This is a genomic window from Streptomyces araujoniae (genome assembly GCF_050871195.1).
In the GTDB taxonomy this organism is placed as follows: Bacteria; Actinomycetota; Actinomycetes; order Streptomycetales; family Streptomycetaceae; genus Streptomyces; species Streptomyces bacillaris.
Genome location: NZ_CP194070.1, coordinates 4229044 through 4251562, shown reverse-complemented (window position 1 = coordinate 4251562; position 22519 = coordinate 4229044). Strand labels below are relative to the sequence as shown.

Here is a 22519-nt window from a genome sequence, read left to right as displayed (position 1 = left end):
TGGAGGCGACGCGGAAGAGGCCGACGCGGTGGGTGAGCCAGGCCGCGTCCACGCCGGTGCCGGAGCCCGGTTCGCGCCTCCGCCGGCCGCCGTTCAGGAGGGGGAACGGTCCGTGCCGCCCACGTGGTCCGTGGGCCCGCCGAAGGCCAGGAACAGCACCCGCCTGCTGAGGAGCCAGCGGCCGTCGACCTTGCGGAAGGTGTCCTCGTAGTGGCCGACCTGCGTCGGGGGCCTCGGCGGGACCATGCCGCCGGTGTGGCCGTCGACGCGGTAGGTCGTGAAGTAGGTGGTGGCGGTCGCCGTCGACCCGGAGGCCGGTGTCACCAGGATGTTCGTACAGATGCGGCGCGAAAGCCGGTCGGCCGGCCGGGATCCGAAGTAGGCGCGCAGTGCGTCCCGGCCTTCGATACGCCGATGCCCCTCAGGCCATTCCCAGACCCCGTCGGGCGTGAACAGCTCGGCCACGCGCCCCGGTTCACCGAGATCCAGCTCATGGACGAACGTCACGATCAGACGCTCGCAGGCGCGTTCGGCGGTCAACCGAGCCAGAGGGTCGAGCGGTTCATCAGCCATGGCCCCTTTCTAGCCGCTCGACAACCCACGGGCGAAGCAAATTCCGCCTACGGGGCGCCGCTCCCGCCGCAGTAGGGGATCCCGTCCAGTTGCCGGGCCGTCCTGACGCCGTCACGGGTCCAGTACGACCCCGGGGGCAGATCAGCGGCCCGTACCTTCGCGATGTCGAACACCTCCGCCACGCCGTACTCGGGGCCGTGGTCGATGCTCACATCAAGCGTCCTGGGCAGCTCGGACGGCCGGGCCGCCGCGCTGGTCGTGCCGTAGGCCTTCGCGTCCCAGAGGGGGAGCAGACCGCTCCGCCCCTCCTCGGTCAGCGGCCTGTCGCCGCGCCAGATGAGCCGCTCCGTGCCGCTGCCCCGGACCTCGACCCACCTCACCCGGTCCTGCGGGCACTGGCCCGCCTTGACCGTGACCGTATCCCCGTCGATCCGCATCCCCACGACTCCAGGACTGACGGGATCGGAGAGGACATTGATGAAGAACATCCAGAAACCGAGGGCCATCAGCACGACAACGACCGACGAGACGGCCAACGCAGTGACCACGACGGTGCGTTCACGCCCCCTCACCGCGTACTCACGCAGCTCGGCGGCCCTCAGCGCAGGCATGGGAGGTAGGTCCCCTCGTCGCATCCAGCGTTCGCCACCCTCCACACAGGCCACAGCACAGTCCGCGGCACGGGTCATGCACACAGTTTCGCCACATCGACGACCCGGCGCATGGTGATGTACGTCACCTCGCGCCGGTCCGGTCCGGGGGTGCGGCCCGGGACCGACCACGGCACGCGGGCGGCTCAACCGGGAGGCCACGAGGTCATGAGGCCGCGAGGTCATGAGGCCGGGGGTCATGAGGCCGGGGGTCATGAGGCCGGGGGGCATGAGGCCGCGTGGCGGCTCAGCCGCGAGGCCGCCCGGAAGCCGCCGATGCGCTGCTCCAGCAGTTCGGCCAGCTTCAGCGGGGTGCGGTCCTCGTGCATCGGCCCGATGAGCTGCACCCCGACCGGCAGCCCCTCGGGGGAACGGCCCGCCGGTACGGCGGTGGCGGGCAGCCCCGGCATGGTGGCCACCCCGGCCCAGACGAGCTGATCGAAGTACGGGTACGCGACGCCGTCGATGTCCAGCCGACGCCGCAACGGATCGGGGTAGTGGTCGTGCGGGAACGCGGGGGTGGGCGAGACAGGGCAGACGACGGCGTCGAACTCCGCGAAGAGGCGCCGCCAGCCCTGGCGGTGAACCTCGCGGAGATGGTTCGCCGCGAGCCAGTCGCGGTGGCTGAGCACCATGCCCCGCAGCCGCGCCGCGTCCAGGCTGAGGTCGTCCGCGCCCAGCCCGGCGGCGCGGGAGCGCACCTCCTCGTACGCCTCGACGGGGAAGTGGACGGTGGACCCCGAGGCGAGCAACTGCATGTACACCAGGGCGGCTTCGGCCAGGTCGGGCAGGAGCGCGCTCTGCCGCTCGACGCGGGCGCCGCCGTCGGCCAGCGCCTCCGCCACCCGCTCGACGCCCGCCCGCACGGCGTCTCCGGTCGGCAGGAGCGGATGCTCGTCGAGGACCAGGACCCGGAAGTCGCGGAGCCGGTCGTGGCGCGCGGGCGGCAGCGTCACTCCGTACGCCACGCCGAGCGTGAGCGGGTCCGGCCCGGCCATGACGTCGAGCAGCAGCCCGAGGTCGCGGGCCGAGCGCGCCATCGGGCCGACAACCGCCAGGTCCCCGTCGACCGGCAGCGCGGGCACGGTCGGCGGGACCATGCCCCGGCTCGCCGCCAGCCCGAGCGTCGGCTTGTGCGCGTAGACCCCGCAGAAGTGGGCGGGGGTGCGCAGCGAACCGGCGATGTCGGACCCGATGGACAGCGCCCCGAACCCGCACGCCAGCGCCGCCGCCGACCCGCCGGAGGAGCCGCCGGGCGTACGGCCGTGGTTCCAGGGGTTGTTGGTGGTCCCGTACACCTCGTTGAAGCTCTGCACGTCCTGCAGCCCCAGCGGCACGTTGGTCTTGCCCAGCACCACCGCACCCGCCGCCCGGAGCCGCGCCACCTGCACCGCGTCCTCGGCGGGTACGTGGTCACGGTGCTCGGGCATCCCCCAGGTCGTGGGCAGCCCGGCGATGTCGTACGACTCCTTGACCGTCACGGGGATGCCCAGCAGCGGCCGCTCCCCGCCCCGGGCGCGCGCCCGGTCGGCGGCGCGGGCGGCCTCGCGGGCGCGGTCGAAGTCCGGCACGCATATCGCGTTGATCGCCCGGTCGTCCCGCTCGATACGGGAGATGGCGGCATCGGTCAGCTCCACCGAGGTCACGTCACCGGCGCGCAAGGCGCTGAGCAGACTCTCGGCGGGCGCAAAGGTCAGGTCCATGCACGCGACCGTAGAGAGCACCGCCCGGAGCCATAAAACGCCACCGCACGCAACGGCACCACGCCCACCGAAACCCGGAACACGAGCTCCGGGCCTCGGGCCTCGGGTTCCGAGCTACGGGTTCCGAGCCTCGGGCCGGTCGGTTCACGCTTTAGGGGGTACGTGGGCGGGGGCCCGGCCCGAAGCTCGGGTCCCGGGACGCGGGCGTCGGGATGCGAGCCCCGAGACCCGAGCGCCTTCTTTAACCGGCAGGTAGAAGAAGGGGTTTGGGAAACCCTCCCGCCCTCCCCACCCAGGTCACAGCTGGGGAAGTATGACTAATCGTGACAGCTTGCGGCACGACGTCACGACTGCTTACGGTTCGAGAACTGAACGACCCCGACAGGTGCTGAGAACACCAAGCCGGGGTCTAACCACAAGATCGCTAACGATGAAGGACGATCCCATGGCTGCCCGCCAGACTAGCTCCACCCTGCAACCTCCCGCACTTTCCGCCGCGTACCCGATGGCGAACCCGGGCTACGGCAAACGGACGGCACCCGACGAACTCCCGCGCAAGGCAACAGACTTCACCACCCTCCCCACCCGTGAGCGGTACGTGGCCGGGTTCATCGACCACCTCCCCGAGGGCGCATCGATGAGCGTGAAGCAACTGGCCAAGCAACTCCCGCTCTACGGCCAGCAGGCCATCTCATCAGCGCTCACGGCCCTGTCCGTGGCAGGCCACTTACGCCGCGTCCGATGCCCGGCCGGCGCAGGCGACGAAACCCGCTGGGTCTTCCGCACCTTCTGGTCCCGCACCGCACGGGACAACGCATGGTGGACCACCCTCCTGGCAGCAGAAACGGCCACCACCCAGGCCACGGCCCCCGACACCGCACCCACCCCTCCGCTGCCCCCTCCATCGAAGGCGCCAAGTACGGAACAGACCCCCGAGCCCACCCCCGTACCGCAGCAACGCACCTCACCCCCAAGGCCCGAGACCCCGCTCGCACCCTCCACCGCCGAAACCGGCCCTTCCTCCGCCTACCTCGCCCTGGCCCGCCTGGGCCGCGCGGACCACCGCCTGACCCTCTCCGCCGCCGACTGCGCAGCCCTGGAGTCCCGGGCAACGGAATGGCTGGCCCGAGGCGTGAGCACCGACTACCTCACCAGCGCCCTCACCGCAGGCCTCCCTGCCACCATCGACTCCCCCACCGACTTCCTCCGCCACCGCCTGACGACCAAGATCCCGCCCCAACTACCGACCGAGAGAACCGAATCGGGCACCACCGCCCCGACCGCTCGCAGCCTCCTCGTCGAATGCACGGAGTGCGGCACCCCGGGACCCCCCGAAGCCCTCCCCGACGGCCTCTGCCGCCCCTGCCGGTCCGGCACGGACGTACCCCGGCAACGCACCAGGGACGACGGCCTGCCCGTACAACGCGACATCGGCGCTTACGTCAGCGAACTCCGGGGTCTGCTCAAACTCCCCTAGACAGAACCACGTCACACCTGGGCACACCAGCCCGTAAGTTCCCTGCTATTCGGGTGACTTGCTGTATCTCTCCAAGGTCGCCTTGCTGGTGGACCTGTCCACCAGCCGCAGCTCCCAGTCGCCCGTGTTCACGTCGAAGTCCTTGCCGAAACCGACCCACTTCCCCGCCATACGTCGGCCGGTGGGCTCGACCAGAAGCTGCACGGCCCCGTGGTACCGGGCCCCGTTGTAGTAGCCGTCCGCTGCCGTCTGCTCGACCCACGTGCCCGTGACCACATTGCGATCCACGGTCAGGTCCAGTGTGAGCGGACTGTCAGGATTGCTGCTCGCCCCGGGAAGGCTCTGGGCGGTCAGCCGATTCCCGTGCTGGACGATCACTACATAGTGCTTGCCCTCGTACGAGCCGTTTCGGCCCGATGAGAAGAACTCGTAGCGGCTGAGCCACACGCCCGAGAACGTCTCGTCACCCCCCGGCGTGGCAGTCCGCGCACCCAGCGCGGCGGAGCCGACGCCCTCCGCACCCGTCGCCGTCCCCATGTCGTGTCCTCCCTTCCCATCTGCGTGCGCCCGCGCCATCGGCACGGACAAGGTGAACCCCAGAGCCTCCACCGGACGGCCGGTGACCCGTTCTAAGGCTCTCGCGTACACACCCCGTGGGGTTTTGCTCGTGCCTGACTCCCAGCGCTGCACCAGACGCTTGGATGCATCGTTCGGTTCGCCCAGTTCCTCGCCTGCCCGGCGAAGCGCCTTGGCGAAGTCGTCCTGACTCAGCCGCAGGCCGATACGCACGGCTCGCAGCAGATCGTTCGGTACCGCGGCGGTCGTCGTCATGCCGTCAAAGCTAGACCGAACCTCCTTGCAATGACACCGGTTTGACGCCCCAGGAGGGTCACTGACGGCTGACCGAGTAACGCCCGGACGACGTCCGAAGCGTCGTCGTTCCGGTCGGCCGACAGCGGGACCATCGGTTCACCGATCGGACGAGACAGCGAAAGGGTCAGGCATGACGATCACCGGCACGCCGAAATCCACGCACGGCCTCATCTCCCCGGAGCTGAGGGCCCAGCTCATCACCATGGTCCGCCAGGACTCCTGGCCGGGGATGACCGATGACCAGGGCGAACGCGGCGTCGACCAGACGGCCGCCTTCCTCACGGTCGCCGCGAACACCACGGAGAGGGTCACGCCCAGTCTTCGCGTCGACCTCTTCTGGCACGCGCTCGTGCTCCACACCAGGCACTACGCCGAACTCTGCGAGGCGCTCGGCAGCGGATTCATCCACCACGTCCCCGACCGCGACACCGGACACGACCCCGCTGACGGGCGGGCCGCCATGCGTCGCACAGCCGAGATGATCCGGTCGGCCGGCTTCGCCGTGGATCCGGAGTACTGGCCGGTCGACGACGCGGCCGACTGCACCCAGAGCTACGCGGGCTGCTCCGACAGCCCCGTCGCCAAGTAGCGCCGCCTCAAGGGGAGGAACCGCCCACCGAAACTGTCGGCCGCCCGGTATCGTGCCGGGCGGCCGACATCGCGCACGAAAACGAATAAATAGGGGCATAGGTAGTGACCGACTCCCGCAGCACCGCATGGGACGCCTACTCCCAGAGCAAGCCGCAGCGGCGGCAGGCCAACGCCAGCGGCGAGACGACCTGGTTCAACTGGACCCAGTACCCGGACCACGGTCCCGGGGCCGACGTGCTCAGGCTCCGGCCGGGGGACCATGTGCTCGATCTCGGGTGCGGGTCCGGGGGGAACTCCGCTCACCTCGCGACGCTCGGCATGAAGGCGGTGGGCGTCGACCTCTCCGCCCGGCAGCTCGACAAGGCACGCGAGCGGTGGCCCGGCGTGGACGGGCTGGAACTCCATCAGGCCGACGCCCTCGCCCACCTCGGAGGTACGTCCACCGTCTTCGACGCGGTGTACAGCGTCTTCGGGGCCGCCTGGTTCACCGATCCCGCCCTCCTGCTGCCGGTCGTTCATGCCCGCCTCAGGCCCGGTGGAGTGTTCGCCTTCTCCCAACGGCCACCGGTCGAAGGGTGTTACGGCTGCCAGGCCTCGTACATCCCGCGCGGGGCGGACGAGGATCCCGCCGTCGTGAAGCGGTGGGACTTCGAGCCCGATGCGTGGGTGCTGCTCCTCAAGGAGCACGGCTATGTGGACGTATCCGCCTCCGTGGTCGGCCCCCCACCGGGAAGTCGACGCACCGGCACCCTGCTTGTCCGGGCAGCCCGAGAGTCCCGCTGAATCCGGGCTACAGCGCCTCACCGGGAATCGACAGACAGGCCTCCCGGAGGCGGTCCAGCAGCGGGTGTGCGGCGGCGAGCGCGGTGTCGTCGAGCGCTGCCAGGGGGCGGACGCCGATGCCCGCGTTCGTCGCGAAGGCGGCCGCCATCCCGTAGGCGTCCTCCAACGTCAGGTCCGCGTCGCGGTGTTCGGCGGGCGGTGTCGGGTGCTCGCGCAGCAGGGCCGTCGTCACGCCGGGCAGTACGGCGGATCGCGGCCACAGCACGGTGCCGTCGTGGTCGATGAAGCCGACGTTCCAGGTGGCGCCCTCGGTCACGTACCCGTCGCGGCCGACGAAGAGCGCGTCGTCGTACCCGGCGAGCTGCGCCGCGCGCCGGGCGTGCAGGGCGCCGAACAGCCCGGTGTGCTTGACCTGGGGGAGGTCGCGCTCGTACGTGACGCTCCTGGCCCGCAGCGGTCCAGCGCGCGGAGGACCGGCCCGGCGTACGGAGACCAGGACGCGGGGCGCGTGGGCGTCCGCCGGTCGGGCCAGGTCCACCGCCGGGTCGTGGACCGTGACGCGGACGACGCAGGGCAGCTCCCGTTCCGCCAGGGCCCGGCGGACGAAGTCCCGTACGCGGTCGGTGTCCAGGGGTGCGCCGAAGACGGTCGCGCAGTCCCGGACAAGGCGGTCCAGGTGGCGGGAGAGACCTCGGACGGTGCCGTCGGCGTCGACCCGGAAGGTCGTGAAGTGGCCCAGGTTGGTCAGGGCCAGGGGCAGCAGGTCGTCGGCCGTCACGGGTTCTCCGTCGAGTGTCGCCATGCGGCCAGCATGTCAGGGCGGCCGACGCCCCGGGGCGTGGACAGGTGCCGCACGGGGAAGGGGCGGCGGGCCTCGTCGGCCCGCCGCCCCTTCTCCGTGACGCTGCTTACTGGATGACCGTGATCCGGTCCGTCGCCGGCGGGGCCAGCGGGGACGTGGCCGAGGAGTGGGCCGCCAGGTAGGCGTTGAACAGGTCCAGGTCGGAGGCGCCGACCAGCTTGTTCGTGCCCTGGCCGAGCGCCGGGAAGCCGTCGCCGCCGCCCGCGAGGAACTCGTTCATCGCGACGCGGTACGTGCGCGCCGGGTCGATCGCCTCGCCGTTCAGCTTGATGGTGTCGGTGACCACGCGGGCCGCGCCGGTCTTCGTCAGGTCCAGGGTGTAGGTGAGGCCCTTGGAGACCTGGAGGATCTTCGGGGAGGCCTCGTTGGGCCCGCTGACCTGCTGCTGGAGCGCGGTGACCAGCTGGGCGCCGGTCAGGTCGACGACGTTCATCATGTTGGTGAACGGCTGCACGGTGAACGCCTCGCCGTACGTGACGACCCCGTCGCCCTCACTGCCGGACGCCTTGTGGACCAGGTCCGCGCGGATACCGCCCGGGTTCATGAACGCGACCTGCGCGCCGCCCTTATCGGCCGGGGCGAGCCCTTCGAGCTGGGCGTCGGCGATGACGTTGCCGAGCGGCTTCTCGGGGGCCGTGGAGCCGCGGCCGTTGATGTCGGCGCTGATGTAGCCCTGCGGCGCGTTGGCGATGGGGGCCGCGAGGCGGTTCCAGCGCTCGATCAGGCGGGTCATGTCGGTGGCCTTGGGCTGGTCCCGGCTCACGACGTGGTTCGCGGACTTCACCGACGTACGGACGATGTCCTTGGTCCGCAGGTCGTAGGTGAGCGTGGTGTCCGTGTAGAGCTTGCCGAACGACGAGGCCGAGGTGACCATGCGCGGCTTGCCCGCCGGGTCCGGAACCGTGCAGACGTACGCCTGGTGGGTGTGGCCCGTGACCAGGGCGTCCACCTTGGGCGTGATGCCCTTGGCGATGTCGACGATCGGGCCGGAGATGCCGTCGCCCGCGCCGGGGCTGTCGCAGTCGTAGTTGTACGAGGTGGAGGCCGGGGCCCCGCCCTCGTGGATCAGGGCCACGATGGACTTGACGCCCTTGCGGTCCAGCTCCTTGGCGTACTTGTTGATCGTCTTGATCTCGTCGTGGAACTTGAGGCCCTTGACGCCCTCGGCGGTGACGATGTCCGGCGTGCCCTCCAGGGTCACCCCGATGAAGCCGATCTTGACGCCGTTCTTCTTCCAGATCGTGTACGGCCTCAGCAGCGGCTTGCCGGTCTTCTCCTTGGTGACGTTGGCCGCCAGGTAGGGGAAGTCCGCGCCCTTGAACTTCTTGCCCTTCTCGTAACAGCCCTCGACCGGGTGGCAGCCGCCGTTCTGGAGGCGGGCCAGCTCCTTCGCGCCCTCGTCGAACTCGTGGTTGCCGACCGCCGAGACGTCAAGCTTCAGCTTGTTCAGCGCCTCGATCGTCGGCTCGTCGTGGAAGAGGCCCGACAGCAGCGGGCTCGCGCCGACCATGTCACCGGCGGCCGCCGTGACGGAGTACGGGTTCCCCTTGCGCGCGGTGCGCAGCGAGGTGGCCAGGTACTCGACACCGCCGGCGGGGATCGCCTCGACCGTGCCGTCCGGGTGCGTCTTGGTGACGTTGCCCGCCGAACCGGCCGGGGGCTCCAGGTTGCCGTGCAGGTCGTTGAAGGACAGCAACTGCACATCGACGGTACGGGGCTTGTGGCCGTGCCCGTGGCCAGGACCGTGCCCATGCCCCTGGCCCCGGTCGTGGGCGCCGGCCGGCATCGCGGCGACGAGAGCGCCCACGGTGGCCAGCCCGGCCGCGGCGGCGAGCACCCGCCGGGAGGCACGTTTCTTCTGCGGAGTCGCTGACATCGGTCCCCTTGTGTGTCAGTTACGTCTGTGGTGTCACTTCTGGATCCTGCGTGCCGCAGCCTAGAGTCAACGCGCGTAGCGCAACAGGTGTTCGGGGTTACGACCTGGTTGCCATCCGGCCAATTGGCTCACAGACGTACCCTCGGGCCCTCCCCCGGACCTGCCCTCGAGGCCTGCCTCTGGGCCCTCAGACGTACCCTGCCGCCCACATGGCGGGCCAGCCGAAGCGGCCGCTGCCGGCCAGAAGTCGTCCGCACGGGGGGGGTGCCGCTCAAGGCCGCGGGCCCCGGAACAGAGGTACCGGGGCCCGCGGTGAGGTGAGACGAGGTGCGAGCGGACGGTCAGACCGTCCGCAGCGTGGCCTCGTGCGAGGCCCGCTTCAGATCCTGATCACGCGACGGAGTGCCGCCGCGGAGCAGGTCGATCCAGCCGTCGTCGCGGTGGAGGTGGAGTTCCGACGCCCCTCCGAAGAGACGTCGGCGCCCCGTTACGCGGAGCTGCCGGGACAGCTCCGTCCCGATGGCGTCCGTCATCTCCCCGAGGGCAGGTGCGGCGGTCTCGAAGACCGCTCTGAAGACGGTCACGAGCGGGCTCTCGCCCAGCTCGCCACCCCAGCCGACGGTGAACGACCCGCGCTCCAGCAGCGCGCGCAGGGCGACCTCACGGTCCCACCCGAGCGGCAGGGCCAGCTCCAGATTGTCCTCGCCCTCCAGAGCCGTGCCCAGGTACCACTGGGCCTCGTCCCTGATGATCCCGGCCGGATCGGCGGCGGTCAGGAGTGCGTCGATCGCGTCGATCAGCTCCCGTTCGCGCGCCGTCGGTTCGTCCCGGGCGTTGAGCGCCGGGTCGGTGTGCAGGTAGGTCATGACGTGGGGCGTCCTTCGTCAGAAGAGGGTGATGTGCCGGGGCTTGCTGCGCCATCGCCAGCCGACGCGGAAGGTGGGCCGGTTGGCGAACCTGTTGTAGTTCCAGCCGACCTTGACCCGGCGCCCCTGGTGGTTCCAGCGCCCGGCCGCGGTGCCTAGCTGCCGGGCGTTCTTGGCCCGGCCGTAGTTCGCCACGCTGATGTTGCCGTACCGGTAACTCAGACCGCCGTAACGGCCCGAACGGAGCGCGCGGCTTGCGAACTTCGCGGTCCTGGCGAGGCGGTAGGCCCGGTACGCCGTGTAGCCGAAGCGCGCTGCCGCGATGAACTGGCCGCCGGGTGCGAAGGTCATCGCCGCCGCCCCGATGTTCCACTTGTTCTTCCAGGCCCAGCGTCCGGCCGACTTGCACCAGCCGCAACTGAACCTGCCGTCCAGGTCGTACTCGTTGAGCGGATCGGCGTTGGTGTAGTCGTACGCGTTGGCCGAACCGCCGTAGACCGGGTCCAGGGAGAGGAAGCGGCCCGTCTGCGGGTTGTACAGGCGGACGCCCATCAGGGTGAGGCCCGTGAGGGTCTCGGCGGACCGCTGCTTGGCGCCCAGCCAGTTGTACCGGGTGGCCGCCTGATCCGCGCGCCCGTTGCCGTACTCGTCGGCGTCCAGGGCGACCGGCTCCTGGGCGGCGTCCAGCGGAAGCTGCAGGGCCACGTCGCCGTGGATGCCGCTCATCTGGAGCACGGTGTCACCCGTCTTCGTGGTGGTGGCGCCCAGGTCGCCGGAGGCCGTGTCCACGTTGCGGGTGAGCGCGCCCGTCGCGGTGTCCTCCGTGATCCAGCGCGGGTTGTCGCCGTCACTGTCGTAGTGGTTGACCTTGGACTCGGTCCGCGTCCACTTCTGGCCGCTGCCTGTCTCCACCTTCCAGGAGCGGAAGCGCTGGTTCGCGTCCAGCTCCCAGGTCTGGCGCTTTCCGCCCGAGGTCTGCTGGTGGACCAGGTCGTTCGCGTAGAACCCGAATGCGGATCCGGGCAGGGCGGTGGTGCGGCCGAAGGCGTCGTAGGTGTAGCCGCTGTCGACGAGGCGGTCACCGCTGTCGTACGTGTGGCTGGTGGTGGTGCCTCCCGTGGTCGGGCAGTCCGCGCCCGGGGTTCCGGTGGCGGTGGTGCGGGACGTGCGGTTGGTGCGGATGTCGAAGGCGTACGTGCGCCTGGTGCACTGGCCGTTGTAGGTGTCCTCGGCCGAGGACAGGCGGCCCGCCGCGTCGTAGCCGTACGCCTGGTCGGACCAGCCCGCGTGCGAGGTGACCTGGCCGTGGACGGACTCCGTCACGGCGTCGGAGTACACGACCGTGCCGTCGCTGTCCCTCCTGTACGTGCGGTCCACCGGGGAGCCGGTGGAGTCCTCGGTGACGGTGAGCGTGTAGCCCCCGGGCAGCTTCTCCGAGCTGACCGACCCGTCCGCGTCGTACGTGGCGTGGAAGGCCCCGGCGACGGAGTCGGTGGTCTTCGTGGCCAGGCCCCGCGGCTCGACCGCGGTGTCGTACGTGTACGTCACCGTGGAGGGCACGCTGTCGGTCACTTTGACCGGGCGGCCCAGCAGGTCGTACTCGGTCCTCGTGGTGCCGCCGTCGGCGTCGGTGTACGAGATCTGGCGGCCGAGCCTGTCGAACACCTCGGTGATGGTCCCGCCGGTCGGGGAGGTCGCCTTGACCGCCTTGCCGGAGACCGGATCGTACTCGGTGGTGATCTCGGGCACCGCCTGCCCCACGCCGCCGGTGACCGACGTCCTGGTGACCCGGCCCGCGCCGTCATAGGTGGACGTGGTGGTGCGGGTGACGCCGTTCGCGGTGTCGGTGATCACGGACGGGTTGCCGTACCCGTCGTACTGGGTCGTGGTGACCGGTAGTTGCGCCGGGTGCGAGCCGCCGCCGGTGACCGCTCCCGCCGGGCCGGTGGAGCAGACGAGGTCCGCCCACTCCGGACGGCCCTGGCAGGTGCCCGTGCCCGTGCCCGACCAGTACCTGGTCACCCGGGTGGCGGCGTCGGTGCCACGGGCGCCGGGCAGCAACTGCTTGACGACCCGTCCCTGGGCGTCGTACTCGGTCCCCTCGGTGATCGCGAGACCGCCGGGGTCCTTGACCGTTCTGGTCGGCAGCCCCTTGGCCCAGTCGTAGACCGTCTGCGTGACGCGCGTCTCGGCGTGGACGGACGGGTGCTCGCGCACCTGGGCTCCCGTGGTCACCCTGGTGGCCACGTCCTTGACCTTCGCGGTGCCGTCCGTGGGACGGCCGGCGTCGTACTCGGTGACCGTCCAGGAGCGGGCGACCACCGGGGTACCGGCCGGGACCTGGACGGTGGAACCGGACTTGAGGTCGGAGGTGAGGTCGGCCCGGCGCAGCGGACCGAACTCCTCCAGCTCACGTGTGCCGGTGTCGTTGTACACGGACCGGGTCGCCAGCAGGTCGGCCCGCTCGGCGGAGGCGAGCCGGGCGATGCCCAGGTCCGCCTGGGCGGCCCGGTCGGCCGCGGTCAGGCCGAGGGCCGTCGCGCGGTTGGCCGCCGAGAGTTCCCGGACGGTGTTGCCGAAGCGGTCGTGCTCGGTGGTGGTGATGTGCCCGCCGGGAGAGGCGGAGTTGACCTCGCGGCCGGAGACGCCGAGGTAGTGCAGCGAGGCGCGGGAGTAGTCGCGCGACCCCAGGGAGGAGCCGCTGTGCGAGGCCGGGACCGCGTCCGCCGGGAAGACGGCGGTGGCGTCGGTCGGGGCGTCGAGCTGCCCCCAGGCCTTCACGTTCGCCGTGCCCATCGCGTGCGGGGCCGCCCCGCCGGTCAGCGGTACGTCGTACACCACCGAGGTGGCGGCGGTGCCGGACTCCGTGCCCGCGGTGCCCTGCTGGAGACCGGGGCGGGATGCCTTGAGGAGCATGCCGTCGCCGGCGGTGGCGGCGTTGCCCGCCTGGCCGTAGGTGAAGGTCCAGGGCAGCTCACCGGGCGGAGTCAGCTTGGTGACCCGGCCCGCACCGTCGTACTCGTACGTGGTCTTCAGCGCCGGGGCGACCCGGGGGTTCCAGGCCTCGCGGAGACGGCCGGAGGCGTCGTACCTGAAGGCGGCGATGTCCTGGGCAGTGGCGGCGGAGGCTCCGGGCGCGGTGGCCCACAGCCGTACGGCCTTCACCCGGCCCGTGTGGTCACCGAGGGTGCTGTCCTTGGCCGTGGTGGCCGTGGCGTACACGAACTCGGTCATGCGGCAGCCCTTGGTCGCCGGGGCGGCGGCGCAGGCGGACGCCGTGACGGCCGAGCTGGGCGCGATGATCCACTTGGGCCGGGCCAGGGCCTTGCCGTCGAGGTCGGTCTTCTCGGAGACCACGGTGGTGACGGAGTTGGCGAGGCCGTCCTCCAGCGTGCTGGAGACCTGCCAGGTGGGCACGGCCGGGTCGGGTTTGGTGAAGGTGGTCACCGTGCCCTCGTTGTCGGTGAGCGTGAACGATCCGTTCACGCTGCCGGTGAGGGTCAGGGTCTCCGCACCCGGCTCGGAGATCCAGCCGGTCTTCGCCGCGTTGGCGGTGAAGTGGGTCTCCTCACCCTCGGAGTCGATCACGGCCACAGCCGTGGCCGAGATCTTCCGCAGGTGCGAGTAGTCGGACTCGGTGAGTTCGGCGACGGTGCCGGGCACCCACTCCTTGCCGAAGACGGGCGCCTGGCCCTCCTGGGTCGCGCCCTTGTCCGGGGCGCGCGAGGAGGCGGTGCGGGTCACCGACATCCCGAACGCGGAAGCATCGGTGGCCGACAGGCCGTAGTCACCGGTGAGCAGGTTCACCGTCCCCGGTCCCACCTCGGTGGTCGCGGCGCCGGATGCGTTGCGGTCGACGGTGACGGTGAGGGGCTCGGTGGCTCCGGTGGCGTTGCCCGGGCCGGTGAAATCGGCCTTGAGCTGCACCGTGCCGTCGGGGTCGACGGTGTCGGTGGCGTTCCACACCAGCGCGGGGCTCTTGCCGGAGGCCAGGGCGACCGGCCAGGCGGTGAGCGGGGTGCCGCCGGAGGTGACGTGTGCGGCCGGGATGCGGACCCAGGGGTCGGCCTCGGAGCGGCGCCAGGAGAAGGCGACGTTGTTGTACTTGCCGGCTTCGGCCTCGGCCACCAGCGGGAGACGGCGTGCGGTGCGCTCGCCCTCGGAGGGCTGGACGAAGCCGCCGGGGCCCGCGTGGAAGGTGTGGTCGACGGCCTCGGACTTGTTGTCGGCCTTGTCGACCGCCCTCACCTGAAGGGTGTGGGTGCCGTCCTTGGGCGGGGTCACGGTGATGGTCTTGGCCGCGGTGGCACCGCCGGTGGTGACCTTGGTCCAGGTCTGGCCGTCCAGCGACCATTCCAGCCAGTTGTGGTCACTGCCCGGGGGTGGGGTGACCGTGAACGTACCGGCCTGGCCCGCTCCCTTGACCCACTTGTCCGCCGGGTAGTCGGTCGAGACGATCTTCGTGGGGGCGGAGGGGGCGGTGGTGTCGACCGTGAAGGTCTTCCACGCCGACCAGCCCAGGTTGTAGTGCGTCCCGTCGTAGGGGCTGCTGCGGAACTTGTACGTCTTGCCGTTGGCCAGCACGCCCGCGGGGACGGTCACCGGGGCGGGCTGCCCCGACGGCACGAACCCGGACCGCAGGACGTCACCGACCTGGGTGTTCGTGGCGTTGTCGAAGATCTGGTACGCGCCCTGGACCTTGTCCCCGTTGGGGTCGACGAACGTGTCGCGCAGGGTGGGGCGCACGGTGTTGACCATGTAGGCGCCGCCGTAGGAGAAGAACGGCGGACCGGCCTCCTGCTTCGTGCCCGTACGGGGACGGTAGTTGTACGTCACCGTCAGCTTGGGCGGGTTCTTCGCAGCGTTGGCGGAGTTGACCCGCTTCCACTGCGGCACCGATGTCTCGCTGGTGGCGCGCAGACCCATGTGGGACCGGGCCGCCTTGGCTGAGGCCCACTCCTGGACCAGAGTCGTGACGTTGGCGTTGATCCAGCCGTCCGGCGCCGAGGTGCAGGACGGGTTGCCCCTGGTCTCGGTGGAGGTGGCCTTCTTCGCCGTCCACGCCGGCTGGGCCGTCCAGCGCGAGGAGGTGGAGGCGGCGCCGGCCGACCAGACCTCCCACGGCTGCGGCTTGCAGTCGGTGTTGCCGGAGTGGAAGTTCCACAGGCTGAGCCTGGCGTCCGTCACCAGCGCGTCCGCGATCGGCGCCGTGTTCCAGGTGACGAACGAACGGGCCGTACGAGGCGTGCCGTTGGCGTTCTTCGTGCCCGGGTTCCCCAGGTCCAGCTCCACGTCCGTGGACCAGTCGCGGGTCTCGCCCTGCTGGACGTAGGTGTCGAAGACGTTGGAGAGCGCCGAGGTCGACGGGTCCACCGTCACCGGGTACTTGGTCTCCGGGTCCGCGAGGAACGTCGCGTCCGGGGTGACGACCAGGTCGACGCCCTCGTCGTTCCTGACGACCTTCATCGCCACCGGGACCCGGCGGGTGTGCTCACCGGAGACCTCGTCCACGGTGGCGTCCCACATCACCGGGGCGGGCATGACGGCGGTCTTCTCGTTCCTCTCGTCCGTGAACAACACACTGCCGTCGGGCTGCTGTTCGGCATCCAGGCCCTTGGCCTTCAGCGGCAGCGTGTAGGTGTACCCCTCGGCCGCCGGGCGCTGCTTGATCTCGACGTACTGCTCGAACCCGGTACGGGTCGCCTCCACAACCACATCCGCGCCCGGCACGGCGTTCACGTACTCGGCACGGGTGCCCTCCAGCTTCGGCGCGGGCAGCGCGCCCTTCCACTGGAGTGTGATCCGCTCGTCGCCCTCGCCGAGGGTGACCAGGTCAGAGGCCTTGGCCGCCCGGGCCGCCCGCAGGGAGGCGGGCGGCGTGCCGGTACGGCCCGCCAGCTTCAGCCCCTCCGGGTGCGCCTTCGGCTCCACCGAGCCGCCGTCGACCGTGACCAGGTCCAGATCGACATCGCGCCACTCACCCGTGGCCTCGTCCTCGAAACGGACCGGACCCGCCGTCAGCTCGGTGGTGAGCGAACCGTCCTTGTTCGCCCAGGTCGTAGAGGTCTCCGTACGCTCCGACAGAGCCTCCACCCGCTTGCCCGACAGCCGGGCGGCGACACGGGCGGACGGTATGTCAGCGGCCTGCGTGACAGCGGCCGGCTTCTCCGGAGCGGTGGGTTCCTGGCGCTGGCCCGCGGCCACCGCGGCGCCTCCGTCGAGCAGCGTGACGGACAGGGCCAGGACCAGACCCCCCGCCAGATGGCGAAGACTCCCCCCGGACCACAGCCGTCCGCGCTCCTCGGGTGCAGGTATATGCACCGTCATATCCCCCTCAGTCTCATCAGCACATTTTCACCACTTACGTGATGCAAGTGTGAAATGTACTGGGTAGTAAATGATTTCAAATCCCCTGGAAAGGTGATTAGTCAGACCCTGAAGTCCCGGAAGGCCACGTGATCTACGTCTCTGATGAGGACATTCGGTGAACGGCACCACGACCGACCGCCTCTTCCACCGCGTCCACCGCGCTCACGCGGCGGACACCGGGTGCGGCACCGGGAGGGAGCCCCGCGCGGTGAGCACGTACACCTGCCCTCCGACCGATGAACCGACGCCGGCCGGGAGAGAGGGAGCGGACCTCATGGGGTGGACGCGGGAGAGCGGCCGTGACCGGCGCCGGGCTCTGGCCCGGGAGCGGCGGGCGCGGCAGGACGTGCTCGCGGGCGAACTCGCCCCGGGGCCGACGCCCCTGGTGTGGGGCGCCGGGGTGGGCAGCCGGCTGCTCGCGGCCGTGTGGCTCGTGCTGCTGGTGGCGTTCGGGCCCTTCGCGTACGACCGGGATCCCGCCGCGTTCGACTGGGCGGACTGGCTCTTCCGGGGGTGGGGACTGGCCGCGGGGGTCTGGATCCACTGCCGCCTCTCCGCGTGGAAGATCACCGCGGACCGCGACGGGGTGGCGATCCCCGGCCTCTTCACGGTCGACCACATCCCCTGGGCCCAGCTCGGCACCGTCGTACCCCGGCGGGACGGATGCCTCCGCGTGGGGGACCGGATGCCCGGGCCCTTCCTCCCGCCGTTCCTGGCCCGGCTGCTGCGCCGGCCGGTGACCGTGGAGGCGGCGGCCGACCACCTCATGGTGATGGCGCGCCACCCCGGACTCCGCCCCACCGGGACGGCCGGGGCCCGCGCGTGGGGTCCGCCCTATGCCGTCTGGCTGCCCCTGCCCCTCCTCGTGATCGCGATCCCGCATCTGTTCGCGCTGGTGCGGTGAGTACGTGCAGTACGTGTAGTACGTGATCCGACGGGCGGGCATAGGGCGATGGTCCCGGCGTCCCGGCGTCCCGGTGATCCTGGTGGCCCCGGCGGTCCCGGCGTCCCAGTGATCCTGGCGGCCCTGGTGGCCCCGGCGGCCCTGGTGGTCCTGGTGGTCCCGGTGACCGCGCGGCCGCCGCCCCGCCCGTCCCCGTACGCACCCCGGCCGCGCACCCGCTCCCCCGTACGCTCGTCCCATGACGACTGACGCACCCCTTCCCTCCCCCGGGCGCGAGATCCAGGCGCTCGACGCACTCGACCCCGCACAGGCCGACGCCGTCCTCGAACTGCTCGGTGAGGCCGCCCGGTTCGACGGCAGGCAGGCGGTCTCCGAGCAGGGAAGGCTCCGGATCCGCGGCGGACACCGGGTCGGTGTCCGCCACTTCCTGCTCATCAGCGAGGGGAGCCTCGCCGGTTACGCGCAGTTGGAGGACACCGACCCGGTCGAGGCCCCGGCCGCCGAGCTGGTCGTCCACCCCGAGCGCCGCGGCACCGGCCACGGGCGGGCCCTGGGCGCTGCGCTCCTCGCCGCGACCGGCAAGCGGCTGCGGGTCTGGGCGCACGGCGGCAGTTCGGCGGCCCGGCACCTGGCCCAGGTACTCGGCCTCTCCCTCTTCCGCGAGCTGCGCCAGCTCCGCCGCGGCCTGGTCCCCCTCGACCTGGCGGAGCCCGTACTGCCCGAAGGCGTCACCGTACGGACCTTCGAGCCGGGCCGGGACGACGCCGCCTGGCTCGCCGTGAACCGCGCCGCCTTCGCCCACCACCCCGAGCAGGGCTCCCTGACCCAGCAGGACCTGGACGACCGCAAGGCCGAGCCGTGGTTCGACCCGAAGGGGTTCTTCCTGGCCGAGCGGGACGGGGAGATCGTGGGCTTCCACTGGACGAAGGTGCACGCGGAGGAGCAGCTGGGCGAGGTGTACGTCGTCGGTGTGCTCCCCGACGCCCAGGGCGGCGGCCTCGGCAAGGCGCTCACCGCGATCGGCCTGCACCACCTGGCCGCCCAGGGGCTGCCCACCGCGATGCTCTACGTCGACGCGGACAACACGGCGGCCGTGACGGTCTACGAGCGGATCGGCTTCACCACCCACGAGGTGGACCTGATGTACCGCACGGAGTCCTGAACCCCGCACCTCCGACCGAAAGAAAATCTGTCGTGGCGGGAGTAGACATCCCGCTTTTGACGGGTCTAGTGTTTCTCCTGCAGCCGGACAGCGAAGAGGGCACGGCAGTGGAGTGGTGGGGCCGGAAACGGTGGGTCCCCCCGCTGACCGCCGGGCCGGGAGGTTCCCGGGGCCACGCGACCCAGGAGCCTGGCGCCCCAGGGGGCACGCACCCCGAAGGGCGCACACCGTACTCGCCCTGTCCGGCCGATGAACCGAACCGACCGAGGTAAGGAGCAGACACCATCAGGATCGCCCGGGCGAGGCGCACACCGCCCGGGTACCGCAGGCCCCAGAACGGAAGGTGGTCCCCGGTCACGCATACGCGATCCCCGCTCCCCCGCCCTCATCGGCGGACCGGCGGAAAAAGAGGGCCGGCCGCGACGGCCGGCAGATGGTGTTGAAAGCTCGGGGCCCGAGCGCCGCACGGCGCTCGGGCCCCCCGACGTGTGCACGCCCCGAGACCGGACGTGTCCCCGAAAGAAGAGGTCTATGCCCCCTCGCAGTACCCGCCCCACCGACAACCTGGACGACGACGACTACCCCGCCTACACCATGGGCCGCGCCGCCGAGATGCTCTCCACCTCGCCCGCCTTCCTCCGCGCGCTCGGCGAGAACCGCCTGATCACCCCGCTGCGCTCCGAAGGCGGCCACCGCCGCTACTCCCGCTACCAGCTGCGCATCGCCTCCCGCGCCCGGGAACTCGTCGACCAGGGCACGAAGATCGAGGACGCCTGCCGCATCGTCATCCTCGAGGACCAGCTCGAAGAGGCCCGGCGCATCAACGAGGAACTGCGCGCCGCACGGGCGCGGTGACCCCCGACCGGTAGGTCCCGGCGAACCCGTGCAGGGGCGGCGTCACTTGACGCCGCCCCTTTTCCAGGCCACCCTTTCACTACTCAATTAGTGAAAGGGTGGTGTGCATGGCAGAATCCGCAGCGGTCGAGTTCCGCATCGACCGGCGCAGCGGCGTCGCCACCTACCTCCAGATCGTCCAGCAGACGAAGCAGGCCCTGCGCCTGGGCGTTCTGGAGCCTGGGGACCGCCTCCCCACCGCCCGCGAGGTCGTCGAAGCCACCGCCATCAACCCGAACACCGTCCTCAAGGCCTACCGGGAGCTGGAGCGCGAAGGCCTCGTCGAGGCGCGGCGCGGGCTCGGCACCTTCGTCCGCCGGAGACTCGGCGGCGCGGCCGGGGCCTCCGCCGCCGACTCGCCGCTGCGCGCCGAACTCGCCGACTGGGCCCGCCGGGCACGGTCGGCCGGGCTGGAGAAGGACGACGTCGGCGCGCTCTTCACGGCCGTCCTGGAGAGCACGTACGAGGGCGCGCACAGCGCCGGACCGTACGACGACGGCGCGCACGGCCACGGACCGTACGAGGGCGCGCACGACGGCGCGCGGGGCGGCGGAACGGCCAAAGGCACGCAGGGGGGAGCGTCCGGCAACGGCACGCGCAAGGGGAGCGCGCGGGGCGGCTGAAGGCGCACCGACGGCACGCACAACGACCGCACGACCAGCACCAGCACACACCAGGGGGATCCGGACCGATGACAGACGCTGCGATCGAGGCACGCGGCCTCACCATGACCTATGGGAGGGGAGGACGTACGCGTACCGCGCTGGACGGGTGCTCCTTCCGGCTCCCCGCCGGACGGGTCTGCGCGCTCGTCGGCCCCAACGGGGCAGGCAAGTCGACCCTGTTGAACCTGGCCGCCGGACTCGCCCGGCCGAACGCCGGTTCCCTCACCGTCCTCGGCTCCGCCGAACCCGCCGCCGTACGCGGGCGGATCGCGTACGTGCCCCAGGACAAGCCCCTGTACCCGCAGCTCACGGTGGCCGACACGCTGTGGGCGGGCGGCGAGCTGAACCCGGGGCGGTGGGACGCCGACGCCGCCCGGCGGATCGCCGCCCCGCTCCCGCCGAAGGCCCGGGTCCGGACGCTCTCCGGCGGGCAGCGGACCCGGCTCGCGCTGGCCCTCGCGCTGGGCAAGCGGCCCGAACTGATGCTGCTGGACGAGCCGATGGCCGACCTCGACCCCCTCGCCCGCCATGAGCTGATGGGCGTGCTGATGGCGGAGACCGCCGAGCACGGCACCACCATCGTGATGTCCTCGCACATCCTCACCGAGCTGGAGGGCGCCTGCGACTTCCTGCTCTTCGTCGACGGCGGGCGCGTCCGGCTCGGCGGCGAGGCCGAGGACATCGTCTCCGCCCACGCCCTGGTCACCGGCCTCACCGACCGCGAACTGGCCCCGCACGCCGTGGTCGAATCCCGGACGACGGGACGTCAGCTCACCGCTCTCGTACGGAAGGAGGGCCCCGTCGACGAGACCCTCTGGGCCGTCACGGAACCCTCCCTGGAGGAGCTGCTCCTCGCCCACCTCCGCTCCCCGGAGGCCCCACCGCTGCTCACGCCGAGCGCGGGCCTCGACGACTCCCGTCGGGCGGTGGCTGCCGCATGAGTACTCCTGTGGCCTCCTTGCGCGGGCCCGCCCGCGTCGTGCTGCGCCTGCACCGGAGAACCCTGTGGGTGGCCGGAGCGGCCGTCGCCGTGGGGATCGCCGGCCTGGCCGTAGTGGCCCTCTTGGCCGACCGGGCCGCCGCAGACCTCGCGAGCGCCGGCTGCACCCTGTCCAGCGACACCAACTCCTGCTTCGCCCCGGCACGCGACTTCGTCGAACGAATGATCCGTATCGACCAGTCGCTCACATACGCGGGCTTCGCCCTCATCGCGCTCCCCTCCGTCATAGCGGCCTTCGTCGCGGGCCCGCTGATCGCCAGGGAGTGGGAGACCGGGAGCATCAAGCTGTCCTGGAGCCAGTCGACGTCCCCCGCCGCCTGGCTGGCCGCGCGGCTCGTCACCTGCGCCGTGCCGGTGGTCGGCGGGATCGTGGTGCTGTCCGCCGTCTTCTCCTGGTCCAGGACCCATCTCGCGTATCCGTTCCCGGCCGTCTGGGAGCAGGCGACGGCCTTCGGCGCGACCGGCACGGTCCCGGTGGCCGGTGCGCTGCTGGCCCTGGCGCTGGGTGCCCTCGCCGGGCTGCTGCTGCGCCGCACGGTTCCGGCGCTGGCGGTGGCCCTGGCCGCATCCGGGCTGGTGACACTGATGCTCAGCACGGTGCGCTTCCACTTCTGGCCGATGGTGAAGGCCACCTATCCCCTGGAGGGCGCCTCCCCCGCCCCGAAGTGGTCGTACGTCGTCGAGGAGGGCTACGCAACGGCCGGAGGCGATCCGCTTCCCGCCGGCACCTGCTCCACCTCGTCCTTGAACTTCCGGGACTGCCTGGCCGGACACGACGTGCAGAACTACGTGCACTACCACCCCGCCTCCCACTACTGGCCCCTCCAACTCGTCGAGACCGGCATCCTGCTCGCCCTCGCCGCGCTCGCCCTGCTCGCCGCCTTCCGGGTCCTGCGCCGCCTCCACGGCTGAGGGCCCACGGCCGAGGACTCCACGACTGAGAGCGCCACCCCCGGCCGGGGCCCCACGGCTGTGGGCACCGCCTCCAGCCCCGAGATCGCCGCCGCCGCGGCCGGTGCCGCTCTCCGCACACTTCGCCGTCCGGGTCCTACAGGGGTGGACCCGGACGGCGAACACGCATTCGACAACCGTCACGTACAGTCACCGGGCGACCGACCCGCAGGCACACCGCTTCCTGGACGTCATGTCTCCGTTACCGGCTATTCAGACGCCCTTGCGACCCTCACGGAATGCAGCCAGCTGTGCCCGCCCCCCGCCGCAACGGGAGAGCCCGGGGCGGCGCGTCCGGGGACGTCCCGGACCGCGCCCCG

Annotated in this window: 16 protein-coding genes and 1 pseudogene; 9 read left to right on the top strand and 8 right to left on the bottom strand. The window is 71.3% G+C overall.

Features of this window, described 5'->3' with window-relative positions:
- Positions 1–93: 93 nt before the first annotated feature.
- The 3 genes from ACQ9ZG_RS18065 to ACQ9ZG_RS18055 all read right to left on the bottom strand — a co-directional run bounded on the left by ACQ9ZG_RS18065 (position 94) and on the right by ACQ9ZG_RS18055 (position 2926).
- Complete coding sequence (locus ACQ9ZG_RS18065) at positions 94–573, bottom strand: nuclear transport factor 2 family protein (RefSeq protein WP_109915698.1); 480 nt, start codon at positions 571–573, stop codon at positions 94–96.
- Positions 574–620: 47 nt separating this feature from the next.
- Entirely contained in the window at positions 621–1184 is a 564-nt protein-coding gene (locus ACQ9ZG_RS18060) for a hypothetical protein (protein WP_109915697.1), read from the bottom strand.
- A gap of 251 nt (positions 1185–1435) precedes the next feature.
- Positions 1436–2926, bottom strand: coding sequence for an amidase (locus ACQ9ZG_RS18055; RefSeq protein ID WP_499280843.1), 1491 nt, complete (start codon positions 2924–2926; stop codon positions 1436–1438).
- Positions 2927–3371: 445 nt separating this feature from the next.
- Here ACQ9ZG_RS18055 and ACQ9ZG_RS18050 point away from each other — a divergent pair, with 445 nt between their 5' ends.
- Positions 3372–4403, top strand: a complete 1032-nt coding sequence (locus ACQ9ZG_RS18050) for a MarR family transcriptional regulator (protein WP_109916577.1) — start codon at positions 3372–3374, stop codon at positions 4401–4403.
- 45 nt (positions 4404–4448) lie between these two features.
- Here the strand turns inward: ACQ9ZG_RS18050 and ACQ9ZG_RS18045 are convergent, their stop codons facing one another.
- The gene (locus ACQ9ZG_RS18045; RefSeq protein ID WP_109916576.1) at positions 4449–5234 is read right to left on the bottom strand and encodes a helix-turn-helix domain-containing protein; all 786 of its coding nucleotides are present in this window, start codon (positions 5232–5234) and stop codon (positions 4449–4451) included.
- 172 nt (positions 5235–5406) lie between these two features.
- On the opposite strand from ACQ9ZG_RS18045, the gene ACQ9ZG_RS18040 reads away from it, so the two are divergent.
- Together ACQ9ZG_RS18040 and ACQ9ZG_RS18035 are read left to right on the top strand one after the other, a co-directional pair.
- Positions 5407–5865 (top strand): glycine-rich domain-containing protein, encoded by a 459-nt coding sequence (locus ACQ9ZG_RS18040; protein ID WP_109916575.1) that lies wholly within the window; start codon positions 5407–5409, stop codon positions 5863–5865.
- Positions 5866–5969: 104 nt separating this feature from the next.
- Positions 5970–6650 carry a class I SAM-dependent methyltransferase gene (locus tag ACQ9ZG_RS18035; RefSeq protein WP_109916574.1) on the top strand — a complete coding sequence of 227 codons (681 nt, stop codon included), beginning with the start codon at positions 5970–5972 and terminating at the stop codon, positions 6648–6650.
- Positions 6651–6657: 7 nt separating this feature from the next.
- Here the strand turns inward: ACQ9ZG_RS18035 and ACQ9ZG_RS18030 are convergent, their stop codons facing one another.
- The 4 genes from ACQ9ZG_RS18030 to ACQ9ZG_RS18015 all read right to left on the bottom strand — a co-directional run bounded on the left by ACQ9ZG_RS18030 (position 6658) and on the right by ACQ9ZG_RS18015 (position 16491).
- Positions 6658–7452 carry an aminotransferase class IV gene (locus ACQ9ZG_RS18030; RefSeq protein ID WP_109916573.1) on the bottom strand — a complete coding sequence of 265 codons (795 nt, stop codon included), beginning with the start codon at positions 7450–7452 and terminating at the stop codon, positions 6658–6660.
- Between the two features lie 106 nt (positions 7453–7558).
- Positions 7559–9388, bottom strand: a complete 1830-nt coding sequence (locus tag ACQ9ZG_RS18025) for a bifunctional metallophosphatase/5'-nucleotidase (RefSeq protein ID WP_109916572.1) — start codon at positions 9386–9388, stop codon at positions 7559–7561.
- A gap of 341 nt (positions 9389–9729) precedes the next feature.
- On the bottom strand, positions 9730–10254 hold the full coding sequence (locus ACQ9ZG_RS18020; RefSeq protein WP_109916571.1) for a hypothetical protein: 525 nt from the start codon (positions 10252–10254) through the stop codon (positions 9730–9732).
- 18 nt (positions 10255–10272) lie between these two features.
- Complete coding sequence (locus tag ACQ9ZG_RS18015) at positions 10273–16491, bottom strand: DNRLRE domain-containing protein (RefSeq protein ID WP_375138345.1); 6219 nt, start codon at positions 16489–16491, stop codon at positions 10273–10275.
- 406 nt (positions 16492–16897) lie between these two features.
- On the opposite strand from ACQ9ZG_RS18015, the gene ACQ9ZG_RS18010 reads away from it, so the two are divergent.
- The 6 genes and pseudogenes from ACQ9ZG_RS18010 (at position 16898) to ACQ9ZG_RS17985 (ending at position 22160) form a co-directional block, all read left to right on the top strand.
- The gene (locus ACQ9ZG_RS18010; protein ID WP_028419692.1) at positions 16898–17527 is read left to right on the top strand and encodes a hypothetical protein; all 630 of its coding nucleotides are present in this window, start codon (positions 16898–16900) and stop codon (positions 17525–17527) included.
- Between the two features lie 238 nt (positions 17528–17765).
- Entirely contained in the window at positions 17766–18689 is a 924-nt protein-coding gene (mshD, locus tag ACQ9ZG_RS18005) for a mycothiol synthase (RefSeq protein ID WP_028419693.1), read from the top strand.
- Between the two features lie 531 nt (positions 18690–19220).
- The gene (locus tag ACQ9ZG_RS18000) at positions 19221–19544 is read left to right on the top strand and encodes a MerR family transcriptional regulator (RefSeq protein WP_109916528.1); all 324 of its coding nucleotides are present in this window, start codon (positions 19221–19223) and stop codon (positions 19542–19544) included.
- 107 nt (positions 19545–19651) lie between these two features.
- Positions 19652–20053 (top strand): annotated as a pseudogene (locus ACQ9ZG_RS17995) (GntR family transcriptional regulator); the annotation flags it as partial.
- Positions 20054–20274: 221 nt separating this feature from the next.
- Positions 20275–21189 (top strand): ABC transporter ATP-binding protein, encoded by a 915-nt coding sequence (locus ACQ9ZG_RS17990; protein ID WP_109916526.1) that lies wholly within the window; start codon positions 20275–20277, stop codon positions 21187–21189.
- The gene (locus tag ACQ9ZG_RS17985) at positions 21186–22160 is read left to right on the top strand and encodes an ABC-2 membrane transporter-related protein (RefSeq protein WP_109916525.1); all 975 of its coding nucleotides are present in this window, start codon (positions 21186–21188) and stop codon (positions 22158–22160) included. The genes ACQ9ZG_RS17990 and ACQ9ZG_RS17985 overlap by 4 nt, the downstream gene beginning before the upstream one ends.
- Positions 22161–22519: the final 359 nt, after the last annotated feature.

What these genes read in the sequence shown, in the direction of transcription:
- ACQ9ZG_RS18040 (WP_109916575.1), top strand. Translation starts at nt 5,407, where the DNA reads ATGACGATCACCGGCACGCCGAAATCCACGCACGGCCTCATCTCCCCG.
- ACQ9ZG_RS17985 (WP_109916525.1), top strand. Translation starts at nt 21,186, where the DNA reads ATGAGTACTCCTGTGGCCTCCTTGCGCGGGCCCGCCCGCGTCGTGCTG.
- ACQ9ZG_RS18065 (WP_109915698.1), bottom strand. Translation starts at nt 573, where the DNA reads ATGGCTGATGAACCGCTCGACCCTCTGGCTCGGTTGACCGCCGAACGC.
- ACQ9ZG_RS18000 (WP_109916528.1), top strand. Translation starts at nt 19,221, where the DNA reads ATGCCCCCTCGCAGTACCCGCCCCACCGACAACCTGGACGACGACGAC.
- ACQ9ZG_RS17990 (WP_109916526.1), top strand. Translation starts at nt 20,275, where the DNA reads ATGACAGACGCTGCGATCGAGGCACGCGGCCTCACCATGACCTATGGG.
- ACQ9ZG_RS18060 (WP_109915697.1), bottom strand. Translation starts at nt 1,184, where the DNA reads ATGCCTGCGCTGAGGGCCGCCGAGCTGCGTGAGTACGCGGTGAGGGGG.
- ACQ9ZG_RS18045 (WP_109916576.1), bottom strand. Translation starts at nt 5,234, where the DNA reads ATGACGACGACCGCCGCGGTACCGAACGATCTGCTGCGAGCCGTGCGT.
- ACQ9ZG_RS18025 (WP_109916572.1), bottom strand. Translation starts at nt 9,388, where the DNA reads ATGTCAGCGACTCCGCAGAAGAAACGTGCCTCCCGGCGGGTGCTCGCC.
- ACQ9ZG_RS18050 (WP_109916577.1), top strand. Translation starts at nt 3,372, where the DNA reads ATGGCTGCCCGCCAGACTAGCTCCACCCTGCAACCTCCCGCACTTTCC.
- ACQ9ZG_RS18030 (WP_109916573.1), bottom strand. Translation starts at nt 7,452, where the DNA reads ATGGCGACACTCGACGGAGAACCCGTGACGGCCGACGACCTGCTGCCC.
- ACQ9ZG_RS18055 (WP_499280843.1), bottom strand. Translation starts at nt 2,926, where the DNA reads ATGGACCTGACCTTTGCGCCCGCCGAGAGTCTGCTCAGCGCCTTGCGC.
- ACQ9ZG_RS18010 (WP_028419692.1), top strand. Translation starts at nt 16,898, where the DNA reads ATGGGGTGGACGCGGGAGAGCGGCCGTGACCGGCGCCGGGCTCTGGCC.
- mshD (WP_028419693.1), top strand. Translation starts at nt 17,766, where the DNA reads ATGACGACTGACGCACCCCTTCCCTCCCCCGGGCGCGAGATCCAGGCG.
- ACQ9ZG_RS18020 (WP_109916571.1), bottom strand. Translation starts at nt 10,254, where the DNA reads ATGACCTACCTGCACACCGACCCGGCGCTCAACGCCCGGGACGAACCG.